Annotated in this window: 11 protein-coding genes; 6 read left to right on the top strand and 5 right to left on the bottom strand. The window is 63.0% G+C overall.

Features of this window, described 5'->3' with window-relative positions; all coding sequences use genetic code 11:
• Positions 1-37 precede the first annotated feature (37 nt).
• From ACXJKE_RS22105 to ACXJKE_RS22090, 4 genes are all read left to right on the top strand, one after another.
• Positions 38-286 (top strand): DUF1272 domain-containing protein, encoded by a 249-nt coding sequence (locus ACXJKE_RS22105; RefSeq protein ID WP_457282737.1) that lies wholly within the window; start codon positions 38-40, stop codon positions 284-286.
• Complete coding sequence (locus tag ACXJKE_RS22100; RefSeq protein ID WP_457282736.1) at positions 283-915, top strand: LysE family translocator; 633 nt, start codon at positions 283-285, stop codon at positions 913-915. Before ACXJKE_RS22105 ends, ACXJKE_RS22100 begins: the two co-directional genes overlap by 4 nt.
• A 167-nt stretch (positions 916-1,082) precedes the next feature.
• Positions 1,083-2,789: an ATP-binding protein gene (locus ACXJKE_RS22095; protein WP_457282735.1), complete on the top strand. Its 1,707-nt coding sequence runs from the start codon at positions 1,083-1,085 to the stop codon at positions 2,787-2,789.
• Positions 2,786-3,265 carry a response regulator gene (locus ACXJKE_RS22090; protein WP_457282734.1) on the top strand — a complete coding sequence of 160 codons (480 nt, stop codon included), beginning with the start codon at positions 2,786-2,788 and terminating at the stop codon, positions 3,263-3,265. Before ACXJKE_RS22095 ends, ACXJKE_RS22090 begins: the two co-directional genes overlap by 4 nt.
• Positions 3,266-3,320: 55 nt before the next feature.
• On the opposite strand, the gene ACXJKE_RS22085 is transcribed toward ACXJKE_RS22090, so the two are convergent.
• The gene (locus ACXJKE_RS22085) at positions 3,321-4,232 is read right to left on the bottom strand and encodes a LysR family transcriptional regulator (RefSeq protein WP_457282733.1); all 912 of its coding nucleotides are present in this window, start codon (positions 4,230-4,232) and stop codon (positions 3,321-3,323) included.
• Between the two features lie 124 nt (positions 4,233-4,356).
• Here ACXJKE_RS22085 and gstA point away from each other — a divergent pair, with 124 nt between their 5' ends.
• Together gstA and ACXJKE_RS22075 are read left to right on the top strand one after the other, a co-directional pair.
• A complete protein-coding gene (gene gstA, locus ACXJKE_RS22080; RefSeq protein WP_457282732.1) occupies positions 4,357-4,965 on the top strand; it encodes a glutathione transferase GstA in 609 nt (202 codons plus the stop codon).
• Complete coding sequence (locus ACXJKE_RS22075) at positions 4,962-6,059, top strand: NAD(P)H-dependent flavin oxidoreductase (protein ID WP_457282731.1); 1,098 nt, start codon at positions 4,962-4,964, stop codon at positions 6,057-6,059. Before gstA ends, ACXJKE_RS22075 begins: the two co-directional genes overlap by 4 nt.
• A gap of 76 nt (positions 6,060-6,135) precedes the next feature.
• Here the strand turns inward: ACXJKE_RS22075 and ACXJKE_RS22070 are convergent, their stop codons facing one another.
• The 4 genes from ACXJKE_RS22070 to ACXJKE_RS22055 all read right to left on the bottom strand — a co-directional run bounded on the left by ACXJKE_RS22070 (position 6,136) and on the right by ACXJKE_RS22055 (position 12,577).
• Positions 6,136-9,324: an error-prone DNA polymerase gene (locus tag ACXJKE_RS22070; RefSeq protein WP_457282730.1), complete on the bottom strand. Its 3,189-nt coding sequence runs from the start codon at positions 9,322-9,324 to the stop codon at positions 6,136-6,138.
• 7 nt (positions 9,325-9,331) lie between these two features.
• Positions 9,332-10,777, bottom strand: a complete 1,446-nt coding sequence (locus tag ACXJKE_RS22065; RefSeq protein ID WP_457282729.1) for a Y-family DNA polymerase — start codon at positions 10,775-10,777, stop codon at positions 9,332-9,334.
• Entirely contained in the window at positions 10,737-11,582 is an 846-nt protein-coding gene (gene imuA / locus ACXJKE_RS22060; protein WP_457282728.1) for a translesion DNA synthesis-associated protein ImuA, read from the bottom strand. The genes ACXJKE_RS22065 and imuA overlap by 41 nt, the downstream gene beginning before the upstream one ends.
• 194 nt (positions 11,583-11,776) lie before the next feature.
• Entirely contained in the window at positions 11,777-12,577 is an 801-nt protein-coding gene (locus tag ACXJKE_RS22055) for a hypothetical protein (RefSeq protein WP_457282727.1), read from the bottom strand.
• Positions 12,578-12,693 lie beyond the last annotated feature (116 nt).

The raw sequence follows: 12,693 nt of genomic DNA, 5'->3' as shown, positions 1-12,693 counted from the left end.
CGGTGACTCCCGTCCCATCTACACAGGAAACCCCAGCATGCTCCAGCTCCGCCCCAACTGCGAATGCTGCAACCGCGACCTGCCCGCCGAGTCGCCCGATGCCCGCATCTGCACCTTTGAATGCACGTTCTGTGTTGACTGCGTCACCACCAAGCTCAAAGGGGTCTGCCCCAACTGCGGCGGTGAATTCACCACGCGGCCGCGCCGCCCGGCCGACATGCTGGCCAAGTACCCGCCTTCGAAAGAGCGTGTTTTTAAACCTCAGGGTTGCGGAGCCGCACCATGAACACCGCCACCCTGCTGCTTTTTTCCATCGTGGCACTGGTGGCTATTGCCACGCCCGGCCCCACCGTCCTGCTGGCGCTGGCCAATGGTTCGCGCTACGGCGTGCGCCGCTCCGTGCCCGGCATGCTGGGGGCCGTGGTGTCCGACTTTGTGCTGGTAGGCGCCGTAGCTCTCGGTCTGGGTGCGCTGCTGGCGGCCTCCGAGTTCTGGTTCTCGGTGCTCAAGTGGGCAGGCGCGGTCTACCTGGCCTGGTTGGGCATTCGCCTGCTGCGCTCACGCGGCGGATTTGAAATCCCCGCCGAAGGCAATGCCGGCACGCAACACGGCAGCCGCGCAATTTTCATGAAGTCCTTCCTGGTGGCGGTGACCAACCCCAAGGGTTACCTCTTTTGCTCAGCCCTGCTCCCGCAGTTCATTGACCCGGCTGCTGCCCAGGCACCGCAATACCTCGCCATTTCGCTGGTATTCGCCGGCATCGATTTTTCCGTCATGTTCGGCTATGCCTTCATAGGCGCACGCGCAATACGCCTGCTCAAGGCCTCGGCCACACGCTGGATAGACCGCGCTTGCGGCGGCGCGCTGCTGGCGCTGGCGGGCTCGCTGGCGTTCTACCGCCGGGCAAACAGCTAGGGTCGCACGGCCCCGCTATGTGCGCTGGCGCACGGACTTTTCAGGCAAGACCTGTACACTGCCGGAGTCTTTGCAAAGACTTCACTTATCCCCGGCCAGGATTCTGGAAGCGCCGCCCATAGTCGGCGCTTCGCAGGGTCGTCGTTACTTTTACAGAAACATGGCCCATGTCACCTATTACCAGCCTGAGCGTTCTTGACGCCATTGCCAAAGCCGATGGCATAGAGGTCAAGCGCCAGGAAGCACTGCTCAAGACAGGCGCATTGCAGACGGCCATCCTGACGAGCGAAAATTTCTCGATCATCGCAACCGACGAAAAAGGCATCATCCAGCTCTTCAACGTCGGTGCCGAACGCATGCTGGGTTATATGGCGGCTGAAGTCGTCAACAAGATCAACCCCAGCGACATCCATGATCCGCAGGAAGTGATGGCCCGGGCCCAGGCGCTGAGCCTGGAGCTCGCCACCACCATCACGCCCGGCTTCGAGGCGCTGGCATTCAAGGCCTCGCGCGGCATTGAAGACATTTACGAGCTGACCTATATCTGTAAAGACGGCAGCCGCTTTCCGGCCATCGTGTCCATCACCGCATTGCGCGACGATTTCGGCACCATCATCGGCTACCTGCTGATCGGCACCGACAACTCGGTACGCAAGCAGGTCGAAGTGGCCTTGAAGGAAGCGATGGCCGTGGCCGAGAAGGCCAACCTCGCCAAATCGGACTTCCTGTCCAGCATGAGCCACGAGTTGCGCACACCGCTCAGCGCCATCCTCGGATTTGCGCAGCTGATCGAATCCGGCACGCCGCAACCCACGCCCTCGCAAAAACGCAGTGTGGACCAGATCCTCCAGGCCGGCTGGTATCTGCTGGAATTGATCAACGAAATCCTGGACCTGGCATTGATCGAGTCCGGCAAGCTGTCGCTGTCGCTGGAACCTGTGTCGCTGGCCGAGGTCATGCTTGAATGCGAGACCCTGATCGAGTCACAGGCCGGCAAGCGCGGCATTACCGTGACCTTTCCGAAATTCCCTGTGCCCTGCTTCGTGAATGCCGACCGCACCCGGCTCAAGCAGGTACTAATCAACCTGCTGTCGAACGCGATCAAGTACAACACCAGTAGTGGAACGGTCTTGATCAACTGCGTGGATCTGCCGCAAAAGCGCATCCGTATCTGCATTGAGGACACGGGTGAAGGCCTGAACCCTGCCAAGATCGACCAGCTTTTTCAGCCCTTCAACCGCCTGGGCCAGCAAGCCACCACCGAACAAGGTACGGGCATTGGGCTGGTGATGACCAAACGCCTGATCGAGCTGATGGGTGGCGTCATCGGCGTCGAGAGCGTTGTCGGAAAAGGCAGTGTGTTCTGGATTGAAATGGACGTGACCGACGAAATTGCATTGCGAACAGAGCTGGCAGCCCTGGCACCGATCCTGCAAAGCCAGGTGGCTACCGATCCACGTGCCCATACACTTCTGTACGTAGAAGACAACCCGGCCAACCTGATGCTGGTGGAAGACCTCATCGCGCGCCGCTCCGACATCCGGCTGCTGTCGGCCCGTGACGGCATCAGCGGCATCGCGATGGCCAAGGCCTCGCAGCCGGACATCATCCTGATGGACATCAACCTGCCGGGCATCAGCGGCATCAAGGCGGTACAGATTCTGTGTGCCGATCCGTTGACAGCACACATTCCGGTGGTGGCGCTCAGCGCCAATGCCATACCCCGTGACATTGAAAAAGGCATGGAAGCCGGCTTCTTTCGCTACCTCACCAAGCCCATCAGGATCAATGAATTCATGGACACCCTGGACCTGGCGCTGGCATTTTCCAAAACAAAGTCCATGCAGGCCTCCGTGCCGGAAAAAACCGCATGAACACCGAATTCGACATCCTGAACGGCAGCATCCTGGTGGTGGACGACCAGCCCGTCAATGTGCAGTTACTCGAACAGCTGCTGGCAGGCGCCGGCTATACCCAGGTCAGGTCCACCATGAATTCGCTGGAGGTAGCCGCGCTGCACGCAGAGCACCGCTACGACCTGATCCTGCTCGACCTGAAAATGCCCGGCATGGACGGCTTCCAGGTGATGGAAGCACTCAAGGAAGACCAGCACGACAAATACCTCTCTGTCATCGTGCTGACCGCGGAGCCGGCCCACAAGCTGCGCGCCTTGCAGGCCGGCGCCAAGGATTTCATCAGCAAACCGTTTGACCTGGTCGAAGTCAAGACGCGCATCCACAATGCGCTGGAAGTGCGCCTGCTGTATAAAAAGCTGGAAAACTACAGCAAGCTGCTGGAGCTGGCCATGCAGCAGAGCACCGCAGAAACCGACGAAGCGCGAAGCCGCTAATAGCGTCTGGCTGGACCAGGCGGCCAGGCCCATCCCTCTAGTCTGCGGCCCGCATTTACTGCTTGAGCTTTTCAAGCAGGAAGTCGATGAACAAGCGCACCCGCAAGGGCACGTGCCGGCCGTGCGGGTATAGCAATGAAAACGGCCGTGACCGCCCCACAAAGGGCTGCAACACCTCTTGCAGCCGGCCCTGGCGCAAGTCTTCTTCAACAATAAAACGGTAAGTCTGCAGCAGGCCCGCGCCATGCCGGGCCAGCGTCACCCCACCCAGCAGGTCTTCCGAGCAGCAGTACCCACCGCTGGTAGCCACCTCCAGTTCCTTGCCCGCCTGGCTGAACAGCCACGGGATTTTCTGACCACTACTGGGCAACAAAAACTGGATGCAGTCATGCTGCTGCAAGGCCTCCAGCGAGGTTGGGGTTCCCGCCTGCTGCAGGTACGAGGGCGCGGCCACCACCACCAACGCGGCATCTTCGAGCTTGCGCGCGACCAGACTGGAGTCGGGCTGCGCGCGCCCGCGTATGGCCAGGTCGTAGCCCTCGTCGGCAAAGTTGACATTGCGGTTGCTCAGGTTGACCTCGACCTGCACTGCTGGATAAAGGGCTCGAAAAGCCGGCAGCAGCGGCAGCACGCGGTAATGCCCGTAAGGCGTGGGCAGGCTGATACGCAGCACGCCGGCGGGCACCAATTGCTGACCCGTGGCTTCGCGCTCGGCTTCCACCAGCTGTCCCAGGGCCTGCCGCGCCTGCTCAAAATAAGCGCGGCCGGCTTCGGTCAGCCGTATCTGCCGCGTCGTGCGCGTGAAGAGCCGCACACCCATCCTTTCCTCCAGGCGCGACACCGAGCGGCTCACAGCGGCAGGCGTGAGGCCGGCACTGGCTGCCGCCACAGTGAAGCTGCTGAGCTCCGCCGCAAGGCAAAAAAGCTCAATGCTTCCCAGCTGAAGATCATCGAATTGACGGCTCATGGCTTTGATTTTCTGTGGATTATCTATTACGCCATGTAACTTATGAAGTTAATCAACCTCCATTTATCTCTCCAAACATCATCAATAGCATGAGGCCTTCCCAACTAATTTGATCAAGGAACCCATGAAACTGTTTTTCTCTCCCGGCGCCTGCTCACTGGCTCCCCACATCGTTCTGAAGGAAACCCGGCAGGCCTTCAAGCTTGAAAAAGTTGATACAGGCACCCACACCACCGCAGACGGGGCCGACTACTACGCCATCAACCCCAAGGGTGCCGTGCCGCTGCTGGAGCTCGAGAGCGGCGAGCGCCTGACCGAAGGCCCCGTCATCGCCCAATACATTGCCGACAAGGCCGGCCGCGCCGACCTGCTTCCGGCCGCCGGCAGCATGGACCGCTACCGCGTGATGGAGTGGCAGAACTACATCACCTCGGAGCTCCACAAAACCTTCACGCCGCTCTTCAACCCGGACCTGGACAGCAGCGCCAAGAAAACCCTGGCCAGCGTTCTGCGCAAAAAATACGAATGGGTCAACACCCAGCTGCAGTCCAAAGACTATCTGCTCGGCCAGTCCTTCACCGTGGCCGATGCCTACCTGTTTGCCGTCACAGGCTGGGCCAAGTACGTGTCGCTGGACCTGGCGGACCTGAAGCACCTGCAGGATTTCCTGGCACGCGTGGCCGGCCGGCCCGCCGTGCGCGAGGCCCTGAAGGCCGAAGGGCTGCTGGCATGAGCCGCTGGAAAACCACGGCCCTGACCCAGAGGTTGGGCCTGGCAGCGCCGATTGTGCAAGGTCCCTTCGGCGGCGGACTTTCCTCGGTGGCCCTGACCGCGGCGGTCTGCGAAAGCGGTGGGCTGGGCTCGTTTGGGGTGCATCACCTGACAGGCGCGCAAATTGAGCAGACGGCGCAGGCCATACGCCTGAAAACGAAACGGCCTTTCGCCTTGAACCTGTGGGTGCCGCATGAGAACAGCGAGGATCCGCCACTCACAGACCCGCAGTTCGAGCAGCACCTGGCGCTGCTTGCGCCTTATTTCAAGGAACTCGGTGAACCCCTGCCGACCCGGCCCGAGCGTTTCAGCCCGCGCTACGAAGACCAGGTGCAGGGCCTGCTGGCAGCCCGGCCCGCCGTGTTCAGTTTTGTATTCGGCATTCCGTCGCCGGAGATCCTGCGCCAATGCAAGGCGCTTGATATCCTGACTTTAGGCGCCGCCACAACACCTGAAGAGGCGATAGCGCTCGACAGCGCCGGCGTTGACATGGTGGTGGCAACCGGCTTTGAGGCTGGTGGGCACCGCGTGTCCTTTCTCCGCCCGGCCGACAACTCGCTCACCGGCACACTGGCGCTGATTCCGCAGGTGGTCGACGCGATCAAGGCCCCCGTCATTGCCGCAGGCGGCATTGCCGATGGCCGCGGCATTGCAGCAGCCCTGGCGTTGGGCGCCCAGGGCGTGCAGATTGGCACGGCTTTCCTGGCGTGCGTTGAGTCATCCGCCAGCGACATCCACCGCGAAAAGTTATTCAGCCCCGACGCCAGGTACACCGCCCTTACCCGCGCTTTCAGCGGGCGCCTGGCGCGCGGCATTGAAAACCGCTTCATGAACGAGTTGAAGGCGCACGAAGGCCACATTGCGCCCTACCCGGTCCAGAACTGGCTGACAGGCCAGCTCAAACCAGCTGCCATTGCCCAGGGCAGAACCGACTTGATGTCGCTCTGGTCCGGTCAGGCCGCACCCCTGCTCAGGCACCGGGATGCGAGCTCGCTGATGCAGGCGCTGCAGCAGCAAACCGACGACGCGCTAAAACGGGTTGCCGGGTCAGTCTGACCCTCAAGCAGGACTTGTGTGATGACAGCGCATGACGATGGATTGACTGAAGGTGCCTGTTTGAGGTGCAGTCACCTCAATGAAAATCGCGACTCGATGTGCCCAGCCGCCCCAGCAGCGGCGTGAGGTCTTCGAGCCGATGCGCCACCAGGTTGCGCACCGCGCCGTAACCTTTGGTGCTGCCGCGTTCTTCACTACGCTGCCATATACCGTACACCGCCAGCAGCCGGGCGTGCAACACCTCACCGCGTTGCGCCTCGCGCAGTGATTTCCAGATGATCACATTGACCGGCCCGGTTTCATCCTCCAGCGTGACGAAGATGGTGCCCTTGGCAGTTTGCGGCTGCTGGCGCACGGTGACGATGCCGCAGCCGGCCACCTCTTCACCGTCGGGCAAGGCATTAAGCTCGCTGGCGCTCAGCAGGCCCCTGCGTGACAGCCGTTCCCGCAGCAAGGCCACCGGGTGGCGCCGCAGCGTGAGGCCGGTGGCCTGGTAGTCGAACAGGATGTTTTCGCCCTCGGGTGTGTCGGGCAAGGCCAGCGGCGTTTCGTGCGTGGGCACCGATTTGAGCAGGCGTGGCGCCAGTTTGATGGCCGAAGCCTCCCAGACCTGCTGGCGCCGGTGTCCGGCCAGCGGCAGCAGGGCATCGGCGGCGGCCAGCGCGTTGATTTCGAGCGTACCCAGCTGGGCGCGCGACACCAGGTCTTCCGTCGAAGTGAAAGGCGCTTGCGCCCGCGCCTCCACCAGCCGCAGTGCAGCTTCTTTGCGCAAACCGGCCACCAGGCGCAGGCCCAGGCGCACCGCCGGCTGCGTATCCGCAGGCAGCACACCCTGCGGCTCCAGCGTGCAGTCCCATTCACTGTGCATGACGTCCACTGCGCGCACCTCCACCTGGTGGCGGACAGCGTCCTGCACCAGCTGGGACGGCGTGTAAAAGCCCATGGGCTGCGAATTGACCATGGCCGCCAGAAAGCAGGCCGGCTCGTGGCGCTTGAGCCAGCAGCTCACGTAGACCAGCTTGGCAAAGCTTGCGGCATGGCTTTCCGGAAAGCCGTAGTCGCCGAAGCCCAATATCTGACTGAAGATGCGCTCTGAAAATTCGGCGCTGTAGCCGTTTTTGACCATGGCATTGACGAGGCGGCCATGAAACCGGTCTACCCCGCCCTTGCGCTTCCAGGCCGCCATGGAGCGGCGTAAATCGTCGGCCTCCCCGGGCGTGAAGTCAGCGGCGATCATCGCGATCTGCATCACCTGCTCCTGGAAGATCGGGATGCCCAGCGTGCGTTCCAGGGCCGGGTTCAGCGCCGGGTATTCCGGCACGACGTCTTCGCCCCGCCGCTTTTTATCGCGTGCCTTCAGGTACGGGTGCACCATGCCGCCCTGGATGGGCCCCGGCCGCACGATAGCGACTTCCACCACCAGGTCGTAGTAATTGCGCGGCTGCAAACGCGGCAGCATGGACATCTGGGCCCGGCTTTCAATCTGGAAAACACCCACCGTGTCGGCTTCGCAAATCATGTCGTAGGTGGGCGTGTCGTCCGGCTCGACCTGGTGCATCTCCAGCTGGCTGCCCCGCGTCTGGTTCACCAGGTCCAGGCAGCGCCGGATGGCTGACAGCATGCCCAACGCCAGCACATCCACTTTCAGCAGGCCCATGGCCTCCAGGTCGTCCTTGTCCCACTGGATGATGCGGCGGTCTTCCATTGAGGCCGGCTGCACCGGCACCAGCCGCGTGAGCTTGCCCTGGGTGAGCACAAAACCGCCGACATGCTGGCTCAGGTGACGCGGAAAGCCAATAAGCTGCGCCGACAGGTCAAACCATTGCAGCACCGGCCCTTCTCGGCCCTCCAGCCCGGCTTCCTTGAGTTTTTCCTGCAGCACCTCGCTGCCGTCAAACCAGAAATGCTCTTTGGCGAACAGGTCTATCAGTTCAGGCGCCATTGCCAGCGCCTTGCCCACATCGCGGATCGCGCTGCGCGGCCGGTAGCTGATGACGGTGGCGGCAATGGCGGCGCGGTCGTGGCCGTATTTGCCGTAGATGTACTGGATGACTTCTTCACGCCGCTCGTGTTCGAAGTCCACGTCGATGTCGGGCGGTTCACTGCGCTCGCGGCTGATAAAGCGCTCAAACAGCAGCTTGCTTTCCGCGGGGTTGACGGCCGTGACGCCCAGGCAAAAGCACACCACCGAATTGGCCGCTGAGCCGCGTCCCTGGCAAAGGATTTCCTTTTCTCTCGCAAACCGCACGATGTCGTGCACGGTGATGAAGAACATCTCGTATTCAAGTTCTTCGATCAGCGCCAGCTCAAAGCCCAGCTGCCGCCTGATCTTGTGCGGTATGTGATGCGGGTAGCGGGTGTGGGCACCCTGCCAGGTCAGCCGCCGCAGCCAGCGCGAAGGCGTTTCGGCCGCCGGCACCATGTCTTCCTGCGGGTAGCGGTACAGGTTGCGAATCTCATCGAGATTGAAATTGCACCGCGCCGCCACTTCCAGCGTGGCGCGCAACAGGCTGGCGGGGTAAATCTCGGCCAGGCGCATGCGCGGCCGCAAGTGCGCCTCGGCATTGGGCTGCAGCGCAAAGCCGCATTCGTGCACCGGCTTGCCCAGCTTGATGGCGGTCATCACATCGTGCAGCGGCTTGCGTGAGCGCTTGTGCATCAGCACATGCCCCGCCGCCACCAGCCGTATGCCGGTGCGCTGCGCAACCTCCTGCAGCTGCTGCAGGCGCAGCGCGTCGTCTAGGCCCTGCAGCAGCTCCACCGCCAGCCAGGCATTGATACCAAAAAGGCCTGCAGCCCAGGTGCAATGAGCGCAAAGCGCTTCTGTATTGATAGCACCCGCACCTGCTTCATGCATGGGCGCGAGCAAAATTTCGCAATCCCCCAGCCGGGAGAAATCCGTTTCGCCCAGCGCGACGCGGTAGCTGCCTTTTTCCACCACGTCACCGGCCTTGCGCGCTTCGGTGATGAACTCGCACAGGTTGCCCCAGCCTGCCGCGTTGTGCGGCAGCACCACCAGCCTGAAGGCATCGGGCGCCTGCACCAAAAATTCCGCGCCCGGCAGCAGCTTGAGGCCCATCTCTTTTGCCACCTCATGCGCCCTGACCACCCCGGCCACCGAACATTCGTCGGTGACGGCCAGCGCCTGGTAGCCCAGCTCGGAAGCGCGTTCGGCCAGCTCCTGCGCATGCGAGGCGCCACGCTGGAAGCTGAAGTTGCTCAGCGCGTGCAGTTCGGCGTAATCGGGAAGTGCGTAGGCAGGCATGCGGGCCTCAGGCAAAAAAGCCGTGCAAATACCAGGTGCGTTGCCGGCCGGCCTGGGCGGCAGAGCCCAGCCTTTCGCTGTAAACCCACAGCAAGCTGCCCTGCTGGCTGCGGTAGATGTAGTAGTCGCGGAACGCCCACGGCTTTTCACACAGGCCCGGCTCAGCGCTGCGGTTTTCGTGATCGGCCAGCAGCCATTCGGCAGCCTCCAGCCGCTGCGGCCCGGCCAGGCGCGTCAGCTTGCCCTGGTACACCGGGCTGTTGCCTGCAGCTTGCAGCTTCAGCGGCTCGGGCAGCAGCCAGGCAGGGTACAAGGCTTCAGCCCGGGCTTCTGGAATGTGGGAAGTGGCTTTTCTTAAACCTTTTAGGCCTCTGGCGCCCGATGGCTTTGCGCAAGCAGCTATTGATTTAATAGCGCTTCTGGCGCTCACCCAGCGCTGCATCAGCTCGGGCCGGTGGTCGCAGCAAGGTTGCCAGGCTTGCACATTGGCATCACCCAGGCGGGCGCTGAGCCGCTCGACCAGCTCCACCACGCTGTCGCCCTGCCGGCGCGCTTCCATCAACAGGCTGCCGGTGGCGGCTGCCGAATCGGCCAGCAGCTCGGTGGCCAGCGACTGCAGCGTCAGGCTGTGCACCGGCGCCGGCAGCTTTTGCTGCGCCAGGTGCTCTGAGATGAGGCGTGCCATGTGACGCAGGTCTTGTGCGGGCTGGGCGGTGCGAATCTCGAGCTCGCCGGTCGGAGGCACATCGCGGCGTTTGTCCAGGTGCCAGATGATTTTCAGGGCGCAGAGCCCGCTCTGCCGCCCCAGCAGCCAGGCGTGCAGGTGAACCAGCAGGCGCTCAACGCCCGCCATCAGCGCGGGGCCATGGGTGACCAGTGCATTGAGCTCCAGTTTTTCCTCAAAGTGTTCGGGCAGCACTTGCCACTCATAGTCGTCGGCTACGGTGCCGCGGGCGCGGTCCAGCGCCTCCAGCAGCTCGGCGCCAAAACGCCGCGCCACGCCGTCACGCGGCAGGCGCAGCAGGTCGTCCCAGCTGCGGCAGCCAATGCGCTCCAGCACACCGAGGTGCGGGCGTGCGGCCGTCAGAGTGTGCATGGGCAGGTCGGCCACGCGTTTCTTCACCACGCCAGCTTGGCCTTCCCGCATCCGAAGACGCCCTAGCGCTATCAAAGATGTAGCACCTTGCGCACGTTCTATAAGGGCAACAGCCTGATTTGATTCAAAAAACAGCTCAATTTTCTGCGCCAGCAGCTGCATCAGCCGCGCCAGCCCGCCAAACAGGCGCAGGCTGCCCGTCACGTCCATCAGCACCGCTTCGTCGACCAGCGCCACGCGCGGCGTAAAACCCAGCGCCAGGCTGGCCACCGCCCGCTGCAATGCAGCGGCGTCCTCGCCCCACTGCTGCACCGCGTCAGTGGTGATCGAGATGCGCAATGCGATCCAGCAACGCATGGATGGGGCTCCGGGGTGAAGTAACAGGCAGCGACACCAGCGACGGCAGCAGGATGGGGGCAAGCTCTTCCCGCTTTTGCCGGGCCCTGTCGCGACTGGCTGCCAGCAGCGCTGACAGCCGGGCGGGCCGGGTGTCGAGCAGCACCGGCGCAGCCAGTGGCGGGCCGCGGCGCTTGAGCACGTGGACCAGCAGATTGCCGCCCTCCTGCACAGCGCCTTCCAGCAGCAGGCGCAGCGGCGCGGGTGACGATTCGTGTTGGGCCCGCAGCGGCCGGAACACAAACAGCAGCTTGTGGTGCGCATGCGCGGCAATCTGCAGGCGGCGCAGGTGGGCACTGCGCGCATCCGGCAGCCAGGCCAGCACGGCGGTCACGTCAGCGCACTGCAGCGCCTCTCGCGTGGCCCAGAGCAGCGAAGGCGCGTCACCGGGCTTGCCGTGAATGCTGATGAGCCGCCGCATGTCGATCTGGCGCGCGCCCAGCGCCGGGCCAAACGGCAGATAAGGCGCACCGACCAGCGCCGTCAGTTGCGCGCCAGGCTCATCCGGTGCGGCGGGCTGGTTGAGGGCCCGGGCCAGGCCGGGCGCCAGCAAACCCCATTCCTGCTGGCCCGCCTGCGGCAGCAGCAGTTCAACCAGCGCGCCCTGCGGCCAGCCTCCTCCTGGCAAGGCCAGGTCGAGCGCCGCATAACCTGTGGCCACCGTCTGCACACTCGCGCTGCCCAGTTCGCCGGCCCGCCAAACCTGGGCATTCAGGGCGTCGGCAAAGTCCGGCAAAGCGCTGGGCATTGCGGTAAGGGTGGGCATGGAAGGTGGTCCGGATCAAGCTGGATATACTGTATTTATGTACAGTATATGATCGATTCGATGCCCTGCCAACCTGCATGAAACCCGGGTACCCCAGTCGAGAATTATTCACCCCGGAGCCACCGGGAAAACCGGCACCTCCCTGCAAATCAGGATGCAGCGCGCTTGCCGGCGGTACCGCTGTTCTCGCGCGTCTAGAGTTTGGGCGGGAGTGGCCGGCCCACGTTGTGGGCGCCCTTGTCGGCCGCCTCCCAATACGCCTTGTCCAGCGTGCCGGGGTGGTTCTTGACCGGGGTGCCGACCGGCACATTGCCAGGGCGCTGAACGCCCTCCACCGAATAGGTTTTCAGCTTGGGCTTCTCGGTGGTGGAGGGGTTGAGCTCATGAAACTCGTGCGCCACCTTTGAAGGGTTTTGGGGAGACAACTTTTGGCCACGAACACTCGCCAGCGTTTCAATGTGCGTCATGCACCGCGTCGTGTAGGGGTCGGGTGCCTCACCGAACAGGTGAAACACGCCGTGCTGCTGACGTTCGCTCGTCATCTGCTTGAGCTTCCAGAGCTCGAACACCGACACCTTTGCGCGCATCGCCTCCTTGGAGTCATAGCGGTATTCCCGTCCCTTCTTGCGATCGCTTTCTGGGGCCGGACGCGCCAGGAAGCGGTCCCTGTGCTCGGTCGGTGTATGGCTGCCATAGGCCAGGTTCGAGTAAGGCTTGGACTCGTCTATGCCGGTCAGCTGGTTCACGGCGCCAAACTTTGGCAAATCTGTACGGGGTGGGCCACTGCCCATCCGGAAATCTTCGTAATGACCCCACGAACCCCGTCCGTATTTGACGGTCATGTGTTCCGGCTGTTGTGGATTCGTCGTGTTTCTCCACGTGGAGAACTTGACCGGCACCACCGGCTGGTTTCCCAGGAAATAGGCACTGGCAGCGGCACCGGCACTCGCCAGGACCGGGAAGCCAAAGCGCGATAACACCCTTCCTGCTGCCATGGGGACCATCCTTGTGCCGCAGCGCGGCAATGTTGATGAGCTGACCTTCCGGTAAAACCGGCGACTGGATATTCAGTCTAGTCATGGCGCGCGGCTGGCGCCATCCCCTTTTTCAG

The organism is Polaromonas sp. P5_D5, assembly GCF_054049435.1.
The sequence above is the reverse complement of the archived record's forward strand: the minus strand, read 5'-3'. Positions and strand labels throughout refer to the sequence as shown.

What these genes read in the sequence shown, in the direction of transcription:
- ACXJKE_RS22075 (WP_457282731.1), top strand. Translation starts at nt 4,962, where the DNA reads ATGAGCCGCTGGAAAACCACGGCCCTGACCCAGAGGTTGGGCCTGGCA.
- ACXJKE_RS22100 (WP_457282736.1), top strand. Translation starts at nt 283, where the DNA reads ATGAACACCGCCACCCTGCTGCTTTTTTCCATCGTGGCACTGGTGGCT.
- ACXJKE_RS22105 (WP_457282737.1), top strand. Translation starts at nt 38, where the DNA reads ATGCTCCAGCTCCGCCCCAACTGCGAATGCTGCAACCGCGACCTGCCC.
- gstA (WP_457282732.1), top strand. Translation starts at nt 4,357, where the DNA reads ATGAAACTGTTTTTCTCTCCCGGCGCCTGCTCACTGGCTCCCCACATC.
- ACXJKE_RS22070 (WP_457282730.1), bottom strand. Translation starts at nt 9,324, where the DNA reads ATGCCTGCCTACGCACTTCCCGATTACGCCGAACTGCACGCGCTGAGC.
- ACXJKE_RS22055 (WP_457282727.1), bottom strand. Translation starts at nt 12,577, where the DNA reads ATGGCAGCAGGAAGGGTGTTATCGCGCTTTGGCTTCCCGGTCCTGGCG.
- ACXJKE_RS22085 (WP_457282733.1), bottom strand. Translation starts at nt 4,232, where the DNA reads ATGAGCCGTCAATTCGATGATCTTCAGCTGGGAAGCATTGAGCTTTTT.
- ACXJKE_RS22065 (WP_457282729.1), bottom strand. Translation starts at nt 10,777, where the DNA reads ATGCGTTGCTGGATCGCATTGCGCATCTCGATCACCACTGACGCGGTG.
- imuA (WP_457282728.1), bottom strand. Translation starts at nt 11,582, where the DNA reads ATGCCCACCCTTACCGCAATGCCCAGCGCTTTGCCGGACTTTGCCGAC.
- ACXJKE_RS22090 (WP_457282734.1), top strand. Translation starts at nt 2,786, where the DNA reads ATGAACACCGAATTCGACATCCTGAACGGCAGCATCCTGGTGGTGGAC.
- ACXJKE_RS22095 (WP_457282735.1), top strand. Translation starts at nt 1,083, where the DNA reads ATGTCACCTATTACCAGCCTGAGCGTTCTTGACGCCATTGCCAAAGCC.